22 protein-coding genes are annotated in these 21,073 nt (G+C 55.5%); 10 read left to right on the top strand and 12 right to left on the bottom strand.

Annotation, left to right across the window (positions count from 1 at the left end; translation table 11 throughout):
* The first annotated feature begins 188 nt into the window (after positions 1-188).
* Together UF64_RS18600 and UF64_RS18595 are read left to right on the top strand one after the other, a co-directional pair.
* The gene (locus UF64_RS18600; protein ID WP_152630732.1) at positions 189-647 is read left to right on the top strand and encodes a hypothetical protein; all 459 of its coding nucleotides are present in this window, start codon (positions 189-191) and stop codon (positions 645-647) included.
* A 286-nt stretch (positions 648-933) separates the two neighbouring features.
* The gene (locus UF64_RS18595) at positions 934-1,851 is read left to right on the top strand and encodes a 50S ribosomal protein L11 methyltransferase (protein ID WP_044830103.1); all 918 of its coding nucleotides are present in this window, start codon (positions 934-936) and stop codon (positions 1,849-1,851) included.
* Positions 1,852-1,941: 90 nt separating this feature from the next.
* On the opposite strand, the gene UF64_RS18590 is transcribed toward UF64_RS18595, so the two are convergent.
* From UF64_RS18590 to UF64_RS18580, 3 genes are all read right to left on the bottom strand, one after another.
* Positions 1,942-2,916, bottom strand: a complete 975-nt coding sequence (locus UF64_RS18590; RefSeq protein WP_044830102.1) for a class I SAM-dependent methyltransferase — start codon at positions 2,914-2,916, stop codon at positions 1,942-1,944.
* Between the two features lie 410 nt (positions 2,917-3,326).
* Entirely contained in the window at positions 3,327-3,974 is a 648-nt protein-coding gene (locus UF64_RS18585; protein ID WP_044830275.1) for a hypothetical protein, read from the bottom strand.
* An 8-nt stretch (positions 3,975-3,982) separates the two neighbouring features.
* Positions 3,983-4,642: a hypothetical protein gene (locus UF64_RS18580; protein ID WP_052657706.1), complete on the bottom strand. Its 660-nt coding sequence runs from the start codon at positions 4,640-4,642 to the stop codon at positions 3,983-3,985.
* Positions 4,643-5,051: 409 nt separating this feature from the next.
* Here UF64_RS18580 and UF64_RS18575 point away from each other — a divergent pair, with 409 nt between their 5' ends.
* From UF64_RS18575 to UF64_RS18550, 6 genes are all read left to right on the top strand, one after another.
* Entirely contained in the window at positions 5,052-5,486 is a 435-nt protein-coding gene (locus UF64_RS18575) for a YeeE/YedE family protein (RefSeq protein WP_082049921.1), read from the top strand.
* Positions 5,486-5,911, top strand: a complete 426-nt coding sequence (locus UF64_RS18570; protein ID WP_044830100.1) for a DUF6691 family protein — start codon at positions 5,486-5,488, stop codon at positions 5,909-5,911. Before UF64_RS18575 ends, UF64_RS18570 begins: the two co-directional genes overlap by 1 nt.
* A 199-nt stretch (positions 5,912-6,110) precedes the next feature.
* Positions 6,111-6,836 carry a type 1 glutamine amidotransferase gene (locus UF64_RS18565; protein WP_044830099.1) on the top strand — a complete coding sequence of 242 codons (726 nt, stop codon included), beginning with the start codon at positions 6,111-6,113 and terminating at the stop codon, positions 6,834-6,836.
* A gap of 223 nt (positions 6,837-7,059) precedes the next feature.
* The gene (locus UF64_RS18560) at positions 7,060-8,730 is read left to right on the top strand and encodes an adenylate/guanylate cyclase domain-containing protein (protein ID WP_044830098.1); all 1,671 of its coding nucleotides are present in this window, start codon (positions 7,060-7,062) and stop codon (positions 8,728-8,730) included.
* 444 nt (positions 8,731-9,174) lie between these two features.
* The gene (locus UF64_RS18555; protein WP_044830273.1) at positions 9,175-9,672 is read left to right on the top strand and encodes an Hsp20 family protein; all 498 of its coding nucleotides are present in this window, start codon (positions 9,175-9,177) and stop codon (positions 9,670-9,672) included.
* 16 nt (positions 9,673-9,688) lie between these two features.
* Positions 9,689-9,955: a DUF1150 family protein gene (locus UF64_RS18550; RefSeq protein ID WP_044830097.1), complete on the top strand. Its 267-nt coding sequence runs from the start codon at positions 9,689-9,691 to the stop codon at positions 9,953-9,955.
* 91 nt (positions 9,956-10,046) lie between these two features.
* On the opposite strand, the gene UF64_RS18545 is transcribed toward UF64_RS18550, so the two are convergent.
* The 7 genes from UF64_RS18545 to cobA all read right to left on the bottom strand — a co-directional run bounded on the left by UF64_RS18545 (position 10,047) and on the right by cobA (position 16,618).
* Positions 10,047-10,799, bottom strand: coding sequence for an MBL fold metallo-hydrolase (locus UF64_RS18545; RefSeq protein ID WP_044830096.1), 753 nt, complete (start codon positions 10,797-10,799; stop codon positions 10,047-10,049).
* A 198-nt stretch (positions 10,800-10,997) separates the two neighbouring features.
* On the bottom strand, positions 10,998-11,708 hold the full coding sequence (locus UF64_RS18540; protein WP_052657705.1) for a PAS domain-containing protein: 711 nt from the start codon (positions 11,706-11,708) through the stop codon (positions 10,998-11,000).
* A 125-nt stretch (positions 11,709-11,833) separates the two neighbouring features.
* On the bottom strand, positions 11,834-12,298 hold the full coding sequence (locus UF64_RS18535; protein WP_044830095.1) for a YcgN family cysteine cluster protein: 465 nt from the start codon (positions 12,296-12,298) through the stop codon (positions 11,834-11,836).
* A gap of 88 nt (positions 12,299-12,386) precedes the next feature.
* On the bottom strand, positions 12,387-13,739 hold the full coding sequence (locus tag UF64_RS18530; protein WP_082049896.1) for a cobyrinate a,c-diamide synthase: 1,353 nt from the start codon (positions 13,737-13,739) through the stop codon (positions 12,387-12,389).
* Between the two features lie 342 nt (positions 13,740-14,081).
* Complete coding sequence (locus tag UF64_RS18525) at positions 14,082-14,696, bottom strand: SCO family protein (protein WP_044830094.1); 615 nt, start codon at positions 14,694-14,696, stop codon at positions 14,082-14,084.
* Between the two features lie 178 nt (positions 14,697-14,874).
* On the bottom strand, positions 14,875-15,651 hold the full coding sequence (locus UF64_RS18520; protein WP_044830093.1) for a sulfite exporter TauE/SafE family protein: 777 nt from the start codon (positions 15,649-15,651) through the stop codon (positions 14,875-14,877).
* Positions 15,652-15,754: 103 nt separating this feature from the next.
* Complete coding sequence (gene cobA, locus UF64_RS18515) at positions 15,755-16,618, bottom strand: uroporphyrinogen-III C-methyltransferase (RefSeq protein ID WP_044830092.1); 864 nt, start codon at positions 16,616-16,618, stop codon at positions 15,755-15,757.
* Positions 16,619-16,843: 225 nt separating this feature from the next.
* Here cobA and UF64_RS18510 point away from each other — a divergent pair, with 225 nt between their 5' ends.
* Together UF64_RS18510 and UF64_RS18505 are read left to right on the top strand one after the other, a co-directional pair.
* A complete protein-coding gene (locus tag UF64_RS18510) occupies positions 16,844-17,962 on the top strand; it encodes a cobalt-precorrin-5B (C(1))-methyltransferase (protein WP_044830091.1) in 1,119 nt (372 codons plus the stop codon).
* An 83-nt stretch (positions 17,963-18,045) separates the two neighbouring features.
* Positions 18,046-18,822: a cobalt-precorrin-6A reductase gene (locus UF64_RS18505; RefSeq protein ID WP_044830090.1), complete on the top strand. Its 777-nt coding sequence runs from the start codon at positions 18,046-18,048 to the stop codon at positions 18,820-18,822.
* Between the two features lie 105 nt (positions 18,823-18,927).
* Here UF64_RS18505 and UF64_RS18500 read toward each other — a convergent pair whose 3' ends face one another.
* Together UF64_RS18500 and UF64_RS18495 are read right to left on the bottom strand one after the other, a co-directional pair.
* Positions 18,928-19,935: a complex I NDUFA9 subunit family protein gene (locus UF64_RS18500; protein WP_044830089.1), complete on the bottom strand. Its 1,008-nt coding sequence runs from the start codon at positions 19,933-19,935 to the stop codon at positions 18,928-18,930.
* Positions 19,936-20,152: 217 nt separating this feature from the next.
* Positions 20,153-21,055, bottom strand: coding sequence for an SDR family oxidoreductase (locus tag UF64_RS18495; protein WP_044830270.1), 903 nt, complete (start codon positions 21,053-21,055; stop codon positions 20,153-20,155).
* Positions 21,056-21,073 lie beyond the last annotated feature (18 nt).

Raw genomic sequence — 21,073 nt, 5'->3', positions numbered from 1 at the left:
CACCCACCCGCCGACTGCTACGATTGAATTCAACAAGGTCGATCCGGAGAATTTTCCGGTGTGTTCTGGTCAAGGTTTTGCACCCATCACGCGATGTGATTTTGCAACCTACCGCATTGAAAATAATGACTTGTGCTGATGCGCGACAGTCGCAATGCGAAATGACATTCAAGACCAGAACGGGTTGATTGCCAAAATTGACCCTTGAGACCGCCCAGCCGACAGAGCCGGTCCTGAACAAGGCCTTCTGTCACGCCAAGGACGCCACCCATGTGTGGCTTGATGCTGGGATCGCGCAAAGGTCGAGAGTGTTTCTGTTCTGTTGTCCGCAAATGCTTGTGGGCATTGGGAACACGTCATGCTTTGGCATTCATCACCGTCCCGACGGTGTGCCGGAGCTCCTGTTTGCCAGACAAGGAGAAGACGACATGCAAGTATCGAACACAATTGATTGCAACGGTTTGTCACCGGCCCCGACCCTTCTGCGGATCATGCAGGCACTGGTTGGCCGCGAAGACAGCGCATCGCCGCTCAATGTTCTAGTTGGTGCAGACTGCAATTGTGAACGTCTGGCGGACTCGCTTGGCGAGCTGGCCGAAGAAGTGCAGCTGGCAAGTGATGCAAAACAGTTTGCCCGCATCAACTGATCGCGATTGACGGGCACCCCTTCGACCTGCCCACACCGCTGGCATGCCATTGCCGGCGCAATTCCCGCCCATGATGCTTATGGCATCGCGTCGCGTAGCTGAGCGCGGCGAGAATAAAATAAAGCGCTGCGCATCGGCACAGGGGTGTCGATCACGGTGGCCCGCCACACGGGTCTGACACGTCAGAGTATCTGGTTGCCTTGTCGCCACGTCCTTTGGCGTTTTTGACATGCCCACTTGTGTCCCGCGAACGGCTGATGCGACAGACGAAATAACAGGAAGCATTATGTTAGAAGATCCCGCCGACGAGAGCAGCGAGACACCCAGCCCATACGAAAACGATCCCGAACGACCCGACTTTGCCTTTGATCCCGATGACCCCTGGACACAGACGTTTCAGGAAGGTCTTTCGCGCGCCAATCTTGAAGGCAAAACCGTTTATGAAGTCGGGGTCGGGACCGGCATCAATGTTGCCTTTATCTTGCGAAATTGCGGTGCCAAGCGCGTTTATGGCAGTGACCTTGATCCCCGCCTTGTCGTTCTGGCAGAGCGCAACATCAAAAGCCTTTCTCCCGAACATGCCAAACATTTCGAACCGGTCCATGGCAGCGTCAGCCTTGTCGATACCGACGAGGCCCGTGAAAAGGTTGCCAAGACCGACGTGGTGATTGCCTGCATCCCGCAGGTAGGTGAGCCGGGCGATGAACGCCTGACCGCCTTTCGCGAAGCCCAGTCGATCGAGCTTGCCGAAGGGGCTGGCGACGAGGCCGAAGACCATATCGCGCATTATTATCCCTGGAGCCTGTTTGACGAGTATCCCTATAACTCGGTTGGGCTGGGGCTCAATGAAGCCTTGATGCGCCGTATTCGTGAACATGCGCCCAAGGCCGAACTGGTGATGAATTTCGGCTGTCGCATCGGCACAGAGATCATCTGTGAGTGCTTTGAAGCCAATGGCTACAAGACCGAAAAAATCGCCTCGAAAATCGTGCTGCAGCACGCGGGCACCGATATTTCGTTCTTCGTGACCCTGGAAAAAGCGCTGAGCGGTACCGGGCTTGAAAAGCAGCTGGTCTGTAAATTCTATGCCGACCCGGAAGGCAAGCAGCCGCTTTCAGCCACCAAGGCCCAACAAATGATCAATGCGGATCCGAATGTGCCGCTCTATCACGAAGTAGCAGTTATTCGCGGCGTACCGGTTTAAGGCCAGTGCCATCCTGATCAGAAACAGAAACACCCCGTGACCAATGGTTACGGGGTGTTTTGTATTCGGGTCGCGTAAAAACCGCCTTGATTAATGCAGGGTCTGACCCGATGCCTGATCGGGATCACCGGGCATGATCAGATCACCGGCCATCAGGCCAAGGGCATCAGTAGCGCGGGCAACAATAATCCGGCCTTCGACCGGGTTTCCCTTTTCCTGACGCAGGACACCCTGCGTATCGGACAAGACATCAAAGCCGCATTCTGCCAGCCATTCGCCAATTGCGCGCTGGTGGTGGCGGAACCGCTGGCCGGGGCCAAGGTCAAACGGGAAGGCTTCGCCATGTTCGAGCGTGAAGACCAGAAGCGCTCCGGGCCGCATCCGCGCATGTGCGGCACGCAGGGCCGGGGCCAGATCGCCAAGATAGTTCAGAACGTCTGCCGCAATCACCAAACTGTATTCGGTGCCCATTTCCGCCGGGATGTCGGTGATATCACCGGCAACGAGCGTGCGATAAAGCCCCTTGGCGCGCGCCCGGTTGATCATGCGCGGTGACAGATCGATCCCGTCAATGGCATCGACGTGACCTGCAAATACTTCGGCCACGAGACCGGTACCGCAGCCAAGATCAAGCACCTCGAGCGGACGCAGCATGTCGGGCAAATGCGACCGCAGGGCTTCAAAAAGAAGCTCCGGCCCGCGATAGGCCAGACGATCCCGCAGGCTGATTTCAAAGCGCGGGGCATAATCGTCAAACAGCGCGCGCACATAATCAGGCGGCAGGCGATCACGCAGGGCGGCAGCACCCAGCAATGTCAGGCGGACTTCAGCCCCCATGCGATCCTTGGGATCAAGCATCAGATACTTACGGAAAGCTTCGATGGCATTATCGGTTTCGCCGGCGCGTTCATAGATATCGCCCAGGGTAAAATGGGCTTCGTCCCATTCCCCGTCGGCTGCCAATGCAGCACGGGCAACATCAATTGCCGCGATGTAGTCGCCCTGCGATACCAATGCCAGTGCGACATCAAGCCGCCGACTGGCCAACACACGATCTTTGCTCATCTTGGGTCAGGACCTGTCCATTTTGCTGCAATGGCAGCCGTTATGTTTGTGAAATCCAAGGAAAAGCCCGCAGAGCGGGTTGGCATCCCGGACAAGGGATTTGACGCAGGAGGTCGCAAACATAACGGCTGTCCTGCGGATCGCTCGGATCTGTACGGCAACTTTGTCGCAAAACCTTGAAAGATATGTATCTTCCTGCGGTTTTGCTTCGCGTATCCGTAAAGATCTGAGCGACCATTTCAACAAAATGGACAGGTCCTGACCCACCTGAGAAATCCGAAAAAGGGGGTTTGGGCACCGGGGCCGAAACCACAACCAAAGATAATGCTATATCTTCCTATTTTCGGAGTTTGGCAAGATAGATTAAATCATTTGAAATCAGCATTTTAGACGATCTCAAAGATTTTGCCTCAGGACAAAACGGCCCTGGCATCAAGTGTGCGGCGAATCCACGGGATAAAACCATAGAGAAAGCGTGTCGTTGCCGGCATGAACCAAGCCCCGTGGTGATACATCGGATCAAGCGAGGTGACGATGAGATGCCCGGCAAAGCTGGTCGTGTCTTCATAAAGCACCGACCGACCGTCCTTGTAATCGACCAATGATCTGGCATGGGCCGGCACATCAAACAGATCATGCAGATGCCAGCTGACATCGGCCTTACCGAGATCGGCAAACATGTCGTGTTCGGGTACTGCGATTTCGAGGCCAAGGTCCGCGCCCGGTTCCAGCCACCACCAGAAATTGGTTTCGACCTGTTCGCGCGACACATCGGGCAGCCATTTTTCCTGCTCCGTATCGCCCATGGCGACCACCATGCCACCGCGATCAAGGAATGCGCGAATGCGATTGGCGTGCGGCACAATGACCTCGGCAGGTGTGCGGCACGAAATGATCAGGCCTGCAGCATCCGTCAGATCCTCGTCACGCAGATCACGAATGTAGATGACTTCATCAATATGCGGCGCAATCCGCGGGTCATCGAGCGTTGCCTTGTGATAGCCCATACCGCCATCAAGGGCGATCAGCTTCGGGCGGGATGGATTTGAAGTATTCATGGCCGTGCTCATACCCGTTCCTCCTGCCGTACTGTTGCCTGCACCTGACTTACCAGCCATTTGGCAAAGTTCGGGGCAAGCCTGTCTGCCGTTGTGCCAACACCGGCCTGGGCAAAGGTCAGAAAATCATTTCCCGCATGACAGATAACAATCCCGCCTTCCGGGCGGTGCCAGATCCAGTCGATGGGGGCCTGCTTCGGGTCTTCATCCATCCCGTTGAGCACCAAGGCCCCATCGGGTGCCGGGTTATGACCACGCCCCCAGAAACCGGCAACACCGCGACGGAATGTCAGATCTTCGTCGGTTACGCCATCAAACAGCGGGTGATCCGCCAATCGGGTAATCCTGAGCCCTACCAAGTTGCGTTTCGGGCGCGGGATGAATTCACCAACCCCGTCAATCACCGGATAGGCCATCGGGCCACTCCAAAGCACAACACCGCCGCAATCAAGGTAGCGCGCCAGCACATCCTTGTTGGCGAGCAAGAAGCGCAAATCGGCATGAATGGAAATCGCCAAGGCGGCATAGCGCGACAGATCAACATCAGGCAGGGCATATTGACCAAGCCGTTCAAAAATCACCGGGGCAAAGCGGTCCCGATCGGTAAGTGACGGGGCCATTTTATCAGGCCCGATACAGGCAACATGGATGTTCTGATCCGGATGCACGTTCTTTATCCGTCTTGTTGATGTTCGCACCCGATGCCGGGGACACGGTGCCCAGCCCACACTTTTTCCGGGGTCTTTCGGGGTTATCACTGGCACCCCCGAATTGCAATTTATTTTGCGAACCATTCGCATATTTAAACATCCAGATGGTCTGTTCTGTATTGGCAAAGAACGATTACGGCACACCCAAAAGCCCGCCACTCTCTCAGAACGACTTCAACCCTGCCTTGCAGGATCACCCTCTTCTTATCTTGAATTTCGCAGCAGCATCCCCAGTTTAAAAATGTTCTGAAACAGAGCGCTATCTCAGCGTTTCCTTATGGATGAGACAAAAATTTATCGACGCCCATTGATAAAATTAATGCATTCTCATACATTAATATAAATTTCGATTTCAATGGATTGGATGATGGAAAACTTCACGCCGGTTTCCGCCCTGATTGGCGGCGGACTTATTGGTTTGGCCTCTGGCCTTTATCTTTTGCTAAATGGCCGGATTGCCGGTATCAGCGGCATTCTTGGCGGCTTGCTGACCCCGACCAAGGGTGGCTCGGCCGTGTTTGAACGCCTTGCCTTTGTCATCGGTCTGGTTGTCGGTCCGTTCATTCTGATGAATGCCACCGAGATCGCAGCCCAGAGTGTTGTGACGAGCTCCCTTCCGGTGATCATTGTTGCCGGTCTTCTGGTCGGTCTTGGCACCACGATCGGCAGTGGCTGCACCAGTGGCCATGGCATTTGCGGCCTGTCGCGCTTTTCGCTGCGTTCGCTGGTTGCGACGCTGTCCTTCATGGCGGCCGGCTTTGTCACCGTCCTTGTTACCCGCCATCTGATGGGAGGCATGTAATGCGTACGATTGTTTCCCTGATTTGCGGCACGATTTTTGGCTTTGGCCTTTATATTTCGGGCATGATTGACCCGCAAAAGGTTCTTGGCTTTCTTGATATCTGGGCGATTGCCGATGGTGGCTGGGACCCAAGCCTTGCCTTCGTCATGGGCGGTGGTCTGGCGGTTGCCATTCCGATCTTCCAGTTTGCCAAGAACCGTACCGAAGCTGTTTGCGGCGGTGAGATGAGCCTTCCGAACAACCGTGCGATTACCACCAAACTGATCGCGGGTGGTCTTCTGTTCGGGACCGGCTGGGGTCTGGTTGGCTATTGCCCCGGTCCGGCACTGAGTGCGCTGGCATTCGGACATACCGATACGATCATTTTTGTTGTTGCAATGATTGTCGGTATGGGCGGTGCCCGTGCGGTCGGTCTGAACAAATAAGCCCGAACCTATAATCTGCTGCCGGTTTGGTCCCCCCGGCCTTTGGCCGCAGGTTTTGCAACCGCCCGTGTGTTCCACCGGGCGGTTTCGCATTTCCGGTCAAAATTTGGCTAAATTCTCGCAGCACCGGGCTTGTCTTTGGCGTTAAAATCCCATAACTGAGCAATAGCGCCATATTGACGTCCATAAAGGTTTCCAAATGAAGATCGGCATTCTTGAGACCGGATTTGCCCCGGAAGAACTTCGCAGCGATTTCGCATCCTATCCCGGGATGCTTGAAAAGCTGCTAGGCGATGTTGACCCAAGCCTTGAGTTCAAAACCTGGACCGTCCTTGAAGACGTTTTCCCGGCCTCCATCGGCGATGCTGATGGCTGGGTGATCATGGGTTCCAAGCATGGCGTTTATGAAAACACCCCGTGGATGATCCGCCTGCAGGAATTCCTGCGCAATGCAGTTGATGCCGGTCAGCCGGTCTTTGGCATCTGCTTTGGCCATCAGATCCTTGCAACCGCACTGGGCGGCAAGGTGATCAAGTCTGACAAGGGCTGGGGCGTTGGTGTGCATGAATATGCGGTGGATGCCAGCAACAGCGACTGGCTTTCCGACAGCCCGGCGACCATCCGTATCAATGCCTTCCATCAGGATCAGGTTGTCGAACCGCCAAAAGGTGCAAGCGTTTGGGCAAGTTCGGATTTCTGCCCCTATGCCGGTTTGCAGTACGGCCCCAATGCCGCATCCATCCAGCCGCACCCGGAATTCATGAAGCCCTATGAAACCGCACTTCTGCAGGCGCGCTATGATCTTATCCCGGATGATGTGCACGCTGCGGCCATGAAGTCGCTTGAAACGCCGATCACCAGCGTTGATTTCGCACGTTCAATCGTGAAATTCATGACCCGGAAGCGCATCAAATCCGCCGCCTGATCCAAGGCTATGCCAACTGATCACTGACAGACAAATTCAAAAGCCATCAGTTTTGCTGATGGCTTTTTTCGTGCCTGAACAGATAAAACACTTTATCAACCAAAGGTGTTGCATGATCCTGTCACAACAGGACTAAGCCAAAAGGACATGATCGACCACAGAATGTCGACGCCCGATTGGACTGCGTGAGAGACGAGCGAATAAACAACGGGCACCTGAACCGATGATCCAGAATTTGCGGCTGTATTCCGGCCTGACCATGTTTGCCTATGTGCTGATGCATCTGCTGAACCATGCCGCAGGCATCGTTTCACCGGAATTGATGCAGGCATTCGGTGAATACACCACCGAAGTCTGGCAGTTCCTGCCGCTTGAAATTCTGTTGCTGGTGTCGCTGATCACGCACTTCTTCCTTGCCACCGGGCGCCTGACCAGCCGCCGTACCCTTCGTCTGCGCAAATCTGAGTGGGCGCAGATGATTTTGGGTCTGTGCATTCCGTTTCTTATTTTTCGCCATATCATCGCGACCCGGGTCATTGATCTTGGCTTTGATGTCGATTCTCCGCATGAGCGTGTTCTGCTTGATCTGGCGGTGTTCATACCGTTTCAGGGGGTTCTGCAGGCCATCACCGTCATTGTCGTCTGGGCACACGGCTGTATCGGCATTCATTTCTGGCTTCGGGTCAAACCGTTCTATCCGAAATGGCGCAACACGCTTGGCACCCTTGCCATCCTGATCCCGACCCTGTCACTGGCGGGCTATGCGGCGGCCGCCGCCGAAGTGGTCCGACGGGCTGAGGAAGGCGGGCGCAAATATGTGTTTGGCGTGATTGATGCCGCCAATGTCAATCAGGCAGCCATCACGTTTTATGAAAATGCGATTGTACCTTTCACCATCATCAGTATCGCCTTGGCCCTCGCACCGTTTGGTGTGCGGCAAATCCGCCAGACCATTGATAGGGTCAAACGTGGCCCGATGCTAAGCCTGCCCAATGGGCGTTTTGTGCGTGTTCCGCCCGGGGCCACAGCACTTGAAGCGCTGCGCGATGCGGGAGTTCCGATGGCATCGGTCTGTGGCGGGCACGGGCGCTGCACCACGTGCCGCATTCACTGCGGATCGGGCACCGATCAACTGGCAGCCCCCGGCCAGATTGAGGCGGCCGCGCTTAAAAGCATACAGGCACCCAAGGGCATGCGCCTTGCCTGTCAGATCAGGCCGCAAAATGATCTGGCGGTCGCACCACTCTTGCCGCCCAACGCCACCGCGCGCGACGGCCGACGCCCAGGCGGGCTTTCGGGCAGTGAAAGACAGGTTGTCTGCATCTTTATCGACTTGCGCGATTCGACCAAGCTTGGCGAAAGCAAGATGCCCTATGACGTGCTTTTCATCCTTAATCAGTTCTTTGCCGAGATGACCGAGGCGCTGCGTGCGACGGGCGGTTATTACGCGCAGTTTACCGGTGATGGCCTGATGGCGCTTTATGGTCATGAAAGTGACGATATTGAACGCACCATCCTGCAGGCGTTCGAAGGCGGGGCGGAAATGCTGCGCCGGATCGAGGGGTTGAACGAACACCTGCAGTCCGAACTGCCCCATCCGCTGCGCATCGGGATCGGCATGCATATGGGCAAGGCGATTGTCGGGGAAATGGGCCCGCCCGGCCGCGAAAATATCAGTGCGATTGGCGACACCATCAACACCACCGCCCGCCTTGAAGCCCAGACCAAGGGGCATGGCGTGCCATTGGTGATTTCAAAGGCACTGTTTGATCATGGGCCGATTCCCTTGCCGGAAAACGCCGCCGTGCATGAGGTTGCACTAAGGGGCAAGAACCAGTCGGTGGCCTATTACGCACTTGATGCCATACCCGATCTGACAAAGACCAAGAAATAGGTGCGCAGAAGGCGGCCACACGCAGGCAAGGCTTGACTATTGCAAGGAAAACCACATTTATTTGAGTAGGGTCTGAACCCAACTGAATGTTTAAAATGGCATCAGAAGAATCAAGAGATGCTAGGAAATCGCCGCAGCGCGGGATGTTACCCGCGCAAGGAGATTGACGAAGCAGGTCGCAGGTTATTCTGATGTCTTTCGGATCGGAGGCATTTGCACGGGCTATTGCGTCGCTTCACCTTGAAAGGCAGCTAGCCTTTCTGCGTTAAAGCTCCTAATATCCGCACGAATGCCTCACGACCATTTCAAGCATTCAATTGGGTTCAGACCCTTGATGAAATGTCCGGTGCCGAATGATTCGGGTCGGACGCCCGGATGCCCAAAACGCAGATTGCGCGGGATCCGAATACAACCACACTCGCTCTGACGGAGGAGGTGCTGCAAATGTCGCGAATTTCAATGTTCAACAGCCCGCTGCTTTTGGGTTTCGATCAGATCGAACGCGTTCTCGATCAGGTCTCGAAAACCAAGGCCGAGGGTTATCCGCCCTATAACATCGAGCAGATCGGTGAAAACAAACTGCGCATTACGGTCGCGGTCGCCGGATTTGCCGAAGAAGACCTGTCGGTAACCACCGAAGACAATCAGCTGATCATCCGGGGCAAACATACCGATGATGATAGCGAACGTGTCTATATCCATCGTGGCATTGCGTCACGCCAGTTCCAGCGCTCTTTCGTTCTTGCCGAAGGCATCGAAGTTGTCGGCGCGCATCTTGATAACGGTCTTTTGCATGTTGATCTCAACAGACCCTTGCCGGAACCGGTCGTGCGTGAAATTGCGATTGGATCGAACAAGAAAAAAGCTGTGCCTTCCCGCACCATAGACATGAAGGTCGAGGAAGAGGACAGCGCTGCCGATACAGAAAACGGCAAAGCCTAACCAAGGAGTGGTTAAAATGACAAACCGGACAGACAACCACGACACCAAAAGCCCGCAGCGGATCGGTCAGGATACCGGCCTTCTGTCAAATGGTGACTTCGCCCTGTTGGGTATTCATGACTTTGCCTATGTCCGTCAGGTCCCCAATACCGAGGAAGACAGTGACGAACTGGTTTATGGCGTGTTTACCGCAGACGGCACCCATATCGCATCGTTTGAAAACCATGCTGTTGCGGATGCTGCCATCCGCCAGCACGACATGGAACCGCGCGCGGTCCATTGATCAGACACCGCTATCGTTGAATGCCAAAATGCCCGGCCATGTGCTGGGCATTTTTTATATCTGTGCGGTGTTTTCGGGAAACTTTCGCAGCCTAGCGGATTTCTATCACTTCGCCCGGCACGGCCATGCGGACCTGCTCATTGCCGTGAATGACCTGGGCCATCTCGGCCCGCACATCGCGTTTGACGTGATAAAGCCAGAACCGCGCACCAGGCATGTCGGATGCCAGTTTCAAAACCGTTTCAAGATCACAATGGGCCGCATGCTGCGGATCATGTTTGATCAGATAGGTTTCCTGAAACACCAGATCCGCACCGGTAAACAGGGCGGCAGTGTCGGCCGTGACATTGCCATCGCCTGAATAGGCAAAGCCCTTGTCGGCATAGCGAAGCAGGATGGCATGGTTCTGGACACTATGGTCAGACCGGGCAAAGCGACATTCAAACGGGCCGATTTTTGATGTGTCGGCAATCGAATGCCAGATGATGGTAAAGGGCCAGGCCGATCCCAAACCGGTGAAGCCAAGTTCCATCAGTTTTTCAAGATGGGTGCGCAATTGCGGCGAACACAGAATGCGCAGCGGCTTGGACCGCCCGTCATCACGCCAGTTCAGCATGATCGGCACCAGACCAAAAATATGGTCGGGATGCATGTGGGTAAAATAGATCGCATCAATTGCGTCGGGATCAGGAAACTTGCCCATCAGATGGCCGGCCGCCGTCGCGCCGCAATCAATCAGCAGACGGAAATCGCCCGCAGACACGACAACAGATGAATTTTCAAAATTCGGATCGAATGCCTCGCCAACGCCAAGAACATCAATGCGCAGATGATCGCTGTTCATTGCCTTATTGCCCCGCCATTGCCCCTATCGGGGTCAACTATACCAGTTTCAGACCGACATTCTTGTGATTTCAGCAAGAGCAAGGCAAGGGGTTCGATATTGGCAGATGCGAACATCTTTAAACTGTCACAAACAAAAGGGGCCGGAACCAAATGGTTCCAGCCCCTTCGCGCAAGCTCGTTAGCTTGCGCCCTAAAATCAGCGTGCGAGAATTTCCGCGGCGGACCTGGTGCGGCCCACCGAATCCCCGACAAGTCCGGACATGCTCGAAATCTCGCCAAGGCTTGTCGACAGCACTTCAACCGCAACCGCCATGCTTTGCATGTTTTGCGAAACACCGTCCGTGACCGAAGTTTGTTCTTCGACCGCAGAGGCGATGTTGGTCACGCTATCACGTGCAGTTTCAATGGAACTGCTGATCCCCTGAAGCGCATCAACGACTTCGTTGGAGATCCCCTGAATACCGGCGATTTCCTCGGAAATCTGATCGGTGGCCCTGAAAACGCTTTGCCACATTGCACGTTCGACGCGGCGTTCCGTGATGTCGGTGGCAAATTTGAAAACCCTTTTGACCTTGCCATTGCGATCAAGGATCGGGTTATAGCTGGCTTCCAGCCAGATCATCTCGCCGTTCTTTTTCTGACGCGCCATGGCACCGAATGCGAATTGTCCGGCCCGCAGATCAGCCCAGAACTTTTCGTATTCAGTCTGGTCAAACAGCTCATCTGGCATGAACATTCGATGATGTTGGCCAACAATCTCTGAAAGCTCATAGCCCATGGTTTTCAGGAAGTTGTCATTCGCGGTGATGATTGTGCCATCCGGCTCAAACTCGATCACAGCCATAGACTTGCTCAAGGCGTCAAAGATCTGCTGTGCGTCTTTACTACCACTGCTTTTGCCAAACATTGCCCGTTCCTGATGATTTCAATTTCTGATTTCATTCAGGTGGGAAAGCAGGACACTCATTGCAAGGAGACCTAACGTTACCCTTCTGAGAGTTGCTTAAGGACCCACTACAACGCCAAATTGTATCAGGCGGGCCATTTCACGATATAGCGGGTCAGATCCGGGTGGGCTTCATCTTCGGGGATGGCCATGCCGCGCACCGACATGCCCGCCATGATGGCCGAGTCAGGGAAACCGGTTTTCAGCGGATGCCAATCGGGCAGTGGTTTGCCCTCGGCCAGCAGGCGATAGGCACAGGTTGACGGCATCCAGTTCAGGGTTTCGACATTTTCCTTGGAAAGCTGGACGCAATCAGGAACGTGTTCAGTACGATTGGGATAGTCCTTGCAACGGCAGCTATGACAATCAAGCAGCCGACAGGCGACCGAGGTGTAATAGACGAAATCGTCTTCTTCATCCTGAAGCTTGTGCAGGCAACATTTGCCACAGCCATCGCACAGGGATTCCCATTCTTCCTGCGTCATTTCCGCAAGTGTCTTGGTTTCCCAGAACGGTTCAGGTCCTATCGCAGCGGGGGCTTTTTTATCCATGGTCTCTCTCAATCGGGCCGTCGATCAGACATAACACAGTCTAAGCACCACGTATGCCCCGATGAATTCACGTCTGATACCGCTTTGATCAACTCTGTGCGATCATATGGAAGAAGGAGCCGAAAATACGGCCTTCCACCAGCCCTGCTGGCCCTAGATCAAGACCGGTTGCCGTTTTCATCCGGCAAAACGGCATGCCGTCTTCCGAAAGCGTCGTCGCATAATGAAATTCATGTCCGCGCAGCTTCATGCCCGCCGGACCAAACGGGGTCGGGATGCCCAGCTGCGCCTCCCGGTAGCCAAGACGCAGCCGGCGGCTGGCGAAGCTTGTTTCAAGCGGCAATAGCCCCAGCATTTCATGGCGTGTGCCACTGGCATCGACAAGGCCCTTGCCAAGGGTCATATAGCCCCCGCATTCACCGTAAATCAGGACACCCTTTTGGGCCGCATCCCGCATCCCGGCCTTGAAGACTTTGGCGGCGGCAAGGGTTTCGGCGTGAAGCTCGGGATAACCGCCGGGCAGATAGATCGCATCGCAATCGGGGCTGGGGGCCTCATCGGCCAGTGGCGAGAAAAAGGAAATCTTCGCACCACTTGCGCGCCAGCCATCCAGAAGATGGGGATAGCTAAAGGCAAAGGCGGCATCCCGCGCCACCGCGATATGGCTCCCGAGCGGGGCAATCACTGGGGCGTTTTGTTCGGCCTTCGCGGATTTGCCAGACTTTCCGGCTTTCTTGGCCTTCCCGGACTTCTGATCGATCAGTGCGATCAAGGTATTGAGATCAACATCTTGGCTGATGATATCAGCCGCACGATCCAGCAACGCATCAAGTTCGGAATGTTCACCCGCCTGCACCAGACCAAGGTGGCGTTCGGGCAGGATCAGATCTTCGCTACGCCGGACCGCGCCCAGAACCGGCAGGTCGGGCAGATGTTTGGCGCAGGCATCAACGATCATTTGTTTGTGGCGGTCGCTTCCGACACGGTTAAGGATCACACCGGCGACATTGATGTCATCGCGAAATTTGGCAAAGCCTGAAATGACAGCCGCGGCTGATGCCGACTGCCCTTTGACATCGACAACCAGAACAACCGGCCACCTGGCAAGGGCCGCAAGATCAGCAGTCGAGCCATCACCATTCGCCGCCCCGTCAAACAGGCCCATCACCCCTTCACACATCAAAAAGGCTTTGCCTTTGACGTGGTCGGTCGCAAGGCCCTTGATCTGATCGGGTGTCATCGCCCATGGATCAAGATTGATGCAGGTATCGCGGCAGGCCGCGGCCTGAAAAGCGGGATCGATATAGTCCGGACCGGTTTTGGCCGCAGCAACCGCATGACCGCTACGTGTCAGGGCACGCAAAAGCGCCAGGGTAATCACGGTTTTGCCACTGTTGGACGCGGGGGCCGCGATCACGATCCCCGGAATGGTGTCAGGCATTTAGGGTCAGGACCTACTGATTTGGTGTGAATGGTTCACCGGATTTGTACGGATACACGGAGCAAAGCCGCAGGAAGATATACATCTTTCAAGGCTTTGCGACAATGTAGCCCGTGCAAATCCGGTTAATCCGAAGGACAGACGTTATATTTGCAAACTCCGACGTCAAACCCCTTGGCCGGGATGCCGGCCCGCCCGGCGGGCTCTTCCTTGGATTTCACAAATATAACGTCTGCCATTCACACCAAATCAGTAGGTCCTGACCCTAGGCTGTCTCCGAGCCGAATTCATCAGCCGTGATCATGGCATTGCGCGGCTTGGGAGCCAAACTCAATCACATTATCAGCCGTTCTTTTTGACGGCCTCGGTCACACCCTTTGCCATGTCTTCGGGGCTGGTGCCGTAATTGAAGTGACGGACGAATTTGCCCTCGCGATCCATCAGATAGACAAACGATGAATGGTCCATCAGATAGCTGTCGGTGTCTTCGGGCTGACCTTCGGGGATCGCCTTGGCGTAATAGACCCGATAGGCCTTGGCAGCCGCCGTCGTCTGTTCGACCGTGCCAGTCAAACCAACCATGCGTTCATGGAAATAGGGGACGTATTCGGCAACTGCTTCGACCGTGTCGCGTTCTGGATCGACGGTGAAGAAGACCGGGGTGATTTCATCAGCGATGTCCTGGGGCATCATATCAAGGGCGGTGCCCATGACCTGCAATTCGGTCGGGCAGACATCCGGGCAGAAGGTATAGCCGAAATAGGCCAGCATGTATTTGCCCGCAAAGTCTTCCTGGGTGACGGTTTCGCCATCCTGATTGACCAGTTCGAACGAACCGCCGATGGCAGCCGAACCTGATGATCCGGTTTCGGTTCCCATCATCATCAGACGATAGGTCAGGCCGATCCCAAGAACTAGGGCAATACCCAGAATTGCCAGAAGCGTCTTTTTGCTCACGCGTCCACCCTCATGTCTTTGCCGGTTATGCCGTTACAGACAACCGATCTTTGTGCGTCACAAACTGACCCGGCACTATAAATATCCCGGTCATTCTTGCAAGGTCAGCCCCTGTGGGAAAGCTCACACTTGATCACAATCCCCTGAAAATACGGGGCTTTGGTATGCCGGCCATTCGTTAGGCAAGTGTCGCTGCCGCCAAGGCAAACAGGATCACACCGTTAATAATCATAAGCCCACGCCCGACCGGCACCATCAGGGCCCGGAACCGCTGTGCGGCATATTGTCCGACAAAACCGGTGACAAACAGCATCGGCACGGTGCCAAGACCAAAGACCAGCATCACCACCCCGCCATTGAGCGCAGCCCCGGTGGCAGCCGCCATGACAAGCGCGCCATAGACCAAGCCACAGGGAATAAAGCCCAGCATCACACCGAGCAAATAGCCCCGCCAACCAAAAGGAGCGGCAAACAGCCCACGCGCATGATTGCCGACCAGTTTGTTCCACCAGCGTGATTCACCGGTCGATGGCAACAAGCCGCCCAGATGGGGCATCAGGCCAAGAATGCCAAACAGGAGGAAAAACAAACCCGCCGCAATCAGCAGGACCGGCCCGATCCACCAGACACGGGTCAGGACACTGATGCTGTCGGTGAAATAGCCGGCCAAAATGCCGAGCAGGCAATAAGTTGACAAACGCCCGAACTGATAGGGCAGCAGGGCCGCACCGGTCAGACGACGGAACTCGCTCATTTTTTCGACCGGGAGCTGTTCCATCCGGCTGGTGACCTGGCTGATGACGAACGGACCACACATGCCAACGCAATGGGTCGCACTGCCGACAAGGCCCGCCACAAGTGCCGTCAAAAGCACGCCGCCATCCGTGCGCACGATATCGGCACATTGTGCCCAACCGCTTTCAAGGATGCGTATCAATACCTGCTGTTCGTCCATGATCCATCCGGGTCAAAAGAATTGCTGCGATTGTACAATCGCCAATCGCCCCGGCAACGATATATATCAATCTGTTGCCGTCCTGAATGGATGGCCTAAGCAGTTAGTCTTTCAGGGGATCAGCCGGTGTGGTGATCAGGTCAAACACCTGTTCGAACGGCACGTGGCGCACGGCGGTCACATCATCCTGCGGCGAAAGCCAGTTCAGACGATCGCGCAGCCCGACAACCTTGCCCAGAATGCACACCGCAGGCGGTTCCACGCCTTCGCGTTCGACATCATCAGCCGCCTTTTCAAGGGTGGTGATCAGAATGCCCTGCCCCGGTGTGGTTGCCTGACTGATCACGGCAAGCGGTTCATCCGCCGCCCGGCCATTTTTCATCAGTTCCGAAGAAATCCGGCGCAGATGTTTCATCGCCATATACATGACCAGCACCGGCGCACCCTTGGCAAGGGCCGCCCAGTTGATATTGTCCGGAACATCGCCACTTGATCCGTGACCGGTGACAAAGGTGACAGACGAGTTGCAATCGCGATGGGTGGTCGGAATACCGGCATAGGCCGCACCGGCGATGCCAGCGGTAATGCCCGGCACAACGCGGAAGGGCACATTGTGATCGACAAGCGTCATGCCTTCTTCCCCGCCGCGGCCAAAGACGAACGGATCGCCACCCTTCAGGCGCAGGACACGCAGGCCCTGTTTGGCCAGTTCGACAAGCTGCAGGGAAATATCGGTTTGTTTGGATGACGGACGACCACCGCGCTTGCCGGCATAGATGCGCTCGGCGTCACTGCGCAGAAGGTTCAAAATCCGTTCATCGACCAGCGCATCATAGACAACGACATCGGCCTGTTGCATGGCATTGACGGCATGCAGCGTCAACAGACCGGGATCACCCGGCCCCGCGCCAACAAGCCATACCCAACCCGGTTCAAAAACCGGAAAATCAACACCAAGGTTCGTCATCACGTATTACTTCTACTTAAATGGAATGCAGCCCTCTGTGCAGGACCACATCAAGAAGATATGTTAAACAGCAATCAAACGATACGCACAACATATTTCCGATATTTTTTCGTATAACTTTTCAAACAACATAATTAATGATGTTTAATTGAGTTTCCCAAGCGACTTTCACCCGCGCCCTCAATACCGAAAACACCGGCACGATTAACAGGAAAAAATCATCTGATGACGCGAAAACCGGACGGACCACTGCGCAAGGGATGGACCACGGGGGCCTGTGCCACCGCTGCAACCCGTGCGGCGTGGCAGGCATTGCTGTCCGGCGCGTTTCCTGATCCGGTCACCATCACCCTTCCGCGTGGGGAAACCCCGACATTTCAGCTGGTCAAGGCGGAAAAGGGCGATGGTTGGGCGCGGGCCAGCGTGATCAAGGATGCCGGTGACGATCCCGATGTCACCCACGGGGCGGAAATCATATCGACCGTGCGCATCGGTAAGCCCGGAAGCGGCATCACATTCCATGCCGGCGAGGGGGTAGGAACCATCACCAAACCGGGATTGCCATTACCGCCGGGCGAACCCGCGATCAATCCCAAGCCACGCGAAATGATGGTCGGACAGATCGAAGCGCTTTGCGATCAGTTTGGCGCAAATGCCGATGTCGAGATCGAGATTTCCATTCCCGGCGGTGCCGAGATCGCCACCAAAACATGGAACGGGCGCCTTGGCATTGTTGGTGGATTGTCGGTTCTGGGCACGACGGGAATTGTCATTCCGTTTAGCTGTTCAGCGTGGATTCATTCCATCCATCGCGGCATTGATGTCGCGCGTGCCACCAAGCGCGAACACGTTGCCGGGGCAACTGGCAAAACGTCAGAGGCCGCCATTCGGGCGTTCTATGGCCTGCCCGAAGAAGCCATTCTGGATATGGGCGACTTTGTCGGCGGGATGCTCAAATATCTGCGCAAGAACCCGATTGCCTTTGTCAGCATTGCTGGCGGTTTTGCCAAGCTGGTCAAGCTTGCCCAAGGTCATCTTGATTTGCATTCAAGCAGATCACAGGTCGATTTTGATCGACTGACGCAAACAGTGGCGACATGTGGCGGCGATGAAAGCCTGCAAGAGCAGTGTCGCACCGCCAACACAGCCAAACAGGTTCTGGAACTTTGTCAGGCGGCAAACGTTAAAATTGAAGACACCATTGCCCGTCAGGCCTGCGAATCCGCGCGTGCCACGCTTGATGGTGCATCGGCGGTCGAAATCGTCATTACCGATCGCAGCGGCACCATCGTTGCCCGCCACGGCATTGGCGATTTTGATCGGTTCCGACCAGTTACATCGTAACGATTGGTTCGTTAAACTGGTCCCGCAGACCGGTTGTCAGCCGATCCGACCAAACGACAAAGCAACAAAAAGGTTTTCTGCCCATGTCCCTCGCCCGTCCTGCCAGCCGTCCGAAGCACATCCTTATTTTTGGCGGGACCGGAGACGCAAATCGCATTGCCGAAGACCTGCTGCATGAATTTGGCAGCGACATTCGCCTGCAGCTTTCGCTTGCCGGGCGCACCAGCGCCCCCAGCCTGCCCGATGGCGTGCCGGTCCGCATTGGCGGTTTCGGCGGACCCGAAGGCATTATTTCCTATGTCAAAAGCGAACAGATCGATCTGGTGATTGACGCCACCCATCCCTATGCCACCGAAATCTCGCACAATGTCGCCCAGGCCTGTCACGCGGTCGCCATGCCCTGCATTCAGTTCCACCGCCCGGCATGGGAAAAGACCGACAAGGACAACTGGATTTCGGTGCAATCGATCGAGGAAGCCGCGAAAATCCTGCCTGAAGTCGGCACACGCGCATTGATTGCAAGTGGGGCGAAGAACCTGCATGCCTTTGAAGGGCTTGAAAAAACATGGCTGCTTGTCCGCACCGTTGATGCCCCGCGCGATCCTTTTGATCTGGAACATGGTGAATGGCTGTTTGCCCGTGGCCCATTCAGCGTTGAAAGCGAGACCGAGCTTCTTGAACGCCACGAGATCGATGTCATCGTCAGCAAGAATAGCGGCGGGGGTGCGACCTATGCCAAGATCGAGGCAGCGCGCAATTTAGGCATTCCGGTCATCATGATCGAACGTCCGGGCGGCGAGCCGGTCATTCAGGCACCGTCACGCGAAGAGATCATCGGCATTGTTGGTGACTTCCTCTAGCATAGCTGATCACCTGTTTCACAGGCGGCGCCTATGCTGCCCATCTTAATAGAAAAACCCCGCCGATCTGTCGGCGGGGTTTTTTGTATCTTAGATTCGCACGCCTTAGACGAAACGGCGGAACTCGCCCGATTTGCGCGGCGGGCAGAAGCGTTTCAGATAGGAGGGTGCGATTGCTTCCAGGCTGTTTGGGGTAATGCCAAGTTCGGCAAAACCGTCCGCACCTTCGGAAACAACGTTATCGGTTTTCAGCAACCGGACCTGATCCGGAGTGATCGGCGGTACCGGCAGGAACTGCAGGAAGAATGCCTTGATCGAGGCCAGCCAGAACGGAACCGGCATCAGGATGGCGCGCTGACGAGTGATGCGCAGCATGTCCTGCAGCAGCGCCATGAAGGAATAGGTTTCCGGTCCGCCAAGCTCATAGGTCTTACCGGCAGATTTGCCTTCGGTCAGGGCTGCGACAAAGGCATCGGCAACATCACCAACATAGACCGGCTGGAATTTCGGACCACCTTCGCCGTGCAGATCGACCTTGCCTTCGCCGAGATCAACTTTCGGCAGGCCCGGCGCACCAACGACCGGCAGAACCGGCGAGAAACGCGCCATGGTGGCGAACTTGTTCAGGAAGTTGTCATTCTGGCCAAAGATAACCGACGGGCGGAAGATCACCGCATCCGGGAAGACTTCGCGCACGGCCTTTTCTCCAGCCAGCTTCGAAGTCGCATAATTGGCCGAGCTGTTTTTATCCACACCCAGTGCCGACATATGCAGTAGGGTTTTTACGCCCGCTGCCTTGGCTTCCTCGGCAATGCGTTTGGCCGCCTTGACGTGGATGTTGAGGAAATTCTTGCTGCCGCGCTCATAGAGAATACCCAGCAGGTTGATCACCGCTTCGGATCCTTCAAGCGCGCCCTTGATGCTGTCTTCGTTGCGCACATCGCAATGGACCGGGACAACCTGGCCCAGATAGCCCATCGGTTTGAGCTTCTTGACGCGCTCAAAGCTTCTGGTCGGGACGCGAACGATATAATCGCGCTCAAGCAGACGCTTGACGATATGACGTCCGACAAATCCGGTGCCGCCAAAGACGGTTACAATACGACGATCCATGCTTACTCTCTCCTTGCCGGTCGGGAAGATGTGGACGATGTCCGCATCACGTGCCGGTACTCGGTGGCCTTGTGGTCCGGACTGCGCAGGCGATCCGGTCCGAAACGGGTCCTGTGGAAAATCATATGGTGCTAAAACAGAAACAGGCGACGATATGATTTTCCGCAGGCTCTTGGGTTATATACGACCCGCTATTGTGGTCAACAATGCGGTTTTATTAAACATTTTCGTCCCGGGCCTGCAATCTGGCCAGAATTTCATCATGAAGCGCCATCAAACCGGCCCGATAATCCGGATAGCGCAGCTTTACACCCAGTTCCTGCTTCATTCGCGCATTTGAAACGCGCTTGTTGTCTTCATAAAAGCTTGCTGCCATCGGGCTGAGCTTGGCAGTGGCGAAATTCTGTTCGGGTGGCGGATCCACCCCAAGCAATCCGCAAGCATGAGCGATGACATCCTGCGGCGGGGCCGCGTCATCATCACAAACATTATAGGCCGCCCCGCAATTGGGTTGCTTGATCGATGCCAGAACCGTCTGGGCGATGTCTTCGACATGGATGCGTGAAAAGACCTGACCGGGTTTGACGATCCGGCGTGCCCGACCTGATCGCACGGTTTCAAGTGCATTGCGCCCCGGGCCATAGATACCGGCCAAGCGGAAGCTTTGCACACAGAGATCATGTCGACGGCCAAGATCAAACCATGCCTTTTCCGCCGCGACCCGCCTGCGTCCGCGCTTGCCACTCGGTATAAGTTCATCTTCCTCGGTCACTTCGGCACCGTCGCGATCACCGTAAACTCCGGTGGTCGAAAGGTATCCGATCCAGGTGCCAGACGGCAGGGCTGCAAGGTCGCTGCCATGGTGATGGATCACCGGATCACCCTGCCCACCGGGTGGGGCGGATGCCAGAACATGGGTTACGCCCTTAAGGGCCGTCGCGATATCGGCAATCGGTTGATCATCAGAAAATATGAAGGGTTCGATACCCTCGGCCTTTAGCTGCTCGGCCTTATCGGTACTTCGGGTAGTGCCGGCAATTTTCCAGCCTTCTGCCTGAAGCGCTTTGGCGACAAGGCGGGCGGAAAATCCCAATCCGAAACAGAACAGCTTATTGGTCATCAAGGCACCTTTTATCAC

It is taken from the genome of Thalassospira sp. HJ, from assembly GCF_000948415.1.
In the GTDB taxonomy this organism is placed as follows: Bacteria; Pseudomonadota; Alphaproteobacteria; order Rhodospirillales; family Thalassospiraceae; genus Thalassospira.
The sequence above is the reverse complement of the archived record's forward strand: the minus strand, read 5'-3'. Positions and strand labels throughout refer to the sequence as shown.

What these genes read in the sequence shown, in the direction of transcription:
- UF64_RS18595 (WP_044830103.1), top strand. Translation starts at nt 934, where the DNA reads ATGTTAGAAGATCCCGCCGACGAGAGCAGCGAGACACCCAGCCCATAC.
- UF64_RS18590 (WP_044830102.1), bottom strand. Translation starts at nt 2,916, where the DNA reads ATGAGCAAAGATCGTGTGTTGGCCAGTCGGCGGCTTGATGTCGCACTG.
- UF64_RS18585 (WP_044830275.1), bottom strand. Translation starts at nt 3,974, where the DNA reads ATGAATACTTCAAATCCATCCCGCCCGAAGCTGATCGCCCTTGATGGC.
- UF64_RS18575 (WP_082049921.1), top strand. Translation starts at nt 5,052, where the DNA reads ATGGAAAACTTCACGCCGGTTTCCGCCCTGATTGGCGGCGGACTTATT.
- UF64_RS18570 (WP_044830100.1), top strand. Translation starts at nt 5,486, where the DNA reads ATGCGTACGATTGTTTCCCTGATTTGCGGCACGATTTTTGGCTTTGGC.
- UF64_RS18565 (WP_044830099.1), top strand. Translation starts at nt 6,111, where the DNA reads ATGAAGATCGGCATTCTTGAGACCGGATTTGCCCCGGAAGAACTTCGC.
- UF64_RS18560 (WP_044830098.1), top strand. Translation starts at nt 7,060, where the DNA reads ATGATCCAGAATTTGCGGCTGTATTCCGGCCTGACCATGTTTGCCTAT.
- UF64_RS18555 (WP_044830273.1), top strand. Translation starts at nt 9,175, where the DNA reads ATGTCGCGAATTTCAATGTTCAACAGCCCGCTGCTTTTGGGTTTCGAT.
- UF64_RS18550 (WP_044830097.1), top strand. Translation starts at nt 9,689, where the DNA reads ATGACAAACCGGACAGACAACCACGACACCAAAAGCCCGCAGCGGATC.
- UF64_RS18545 (WP_044830096.1), bottom strand. Translation starts at nt 10,799, where the DNA reads ATGAACAGCGATCATCTGCGCATTGATGTTCTTGGCGTTGGCGAGGCA.
- UF64_RS18540 (WP_052657705.1), bottom strand. Translation starts at nt 11,708, where the DNA reads ATGTTTGGCAAAAGCAGTGGTAGTAAAGACGCACAGCAGATCTTTGAC.
- UF64_RS18535 (WP_044830095.1), bottom strand. Translation starts at nt 12,298, where the DNA reads ATGGATAAAAAAGCCCCCGCTGCGATAGGACCTGAACCGTTCTGGGAA.
- UF64_RS18530 (WP_082049896.1), bottom strand. Translation starts at nt 13,739, where the DNA reads ATGCCTGACACCATTCCGGGGATCGTGATCGCGGCCCCCGCGTCCAAC.
- UF64_RS18520 (WP_044830093.1), bottom strand. Translation starts at nt 15,651, where the DNA reads ATGGACGAACAGCAGGTATTGATACGCATCCTTGAAAGCGGTTGGGCA.
- cobA (WP_044830092.1), bottom strand. Translation starts at nt 16,618, where the DNA reads ATGACGAACCTTGGTGTTGATTTTCCGGTTTTTGAACCGGGTTGGGTA.
- UF64_RS18510 (WP_044830091.1), top strand. Translation starts at nt 16,844, where the DNA reads ATGACGCGAAAACCGGACGGACCACTGCGCAAGGGATGGACCACGGGG.
- UF64_RS18505 (WP_044830090.1), top strand. Translation starts at nt 18,046, where the DNA reads ATGTCCCTCGCCCGTCCTGCCAGCCGTCCGAAGCACATCCTTATTTTT.
- UF64_RS18500 (WP_044830089.1), bottom strand. Translation starts at nt 19,935, where the DNA reads ATGGATCGTCGTATTGTAACCGTCTTTGGCGGCACCGGATTTGTCGGA.
- UF64_RS18495 (WP_044830270.1), bottom strand. Translation starts at nt 21,055, where the DNA reads ATGACCAATAAGCTGTTCTGTTTCGGATTGGGATTTTCCGCCCGCCTT.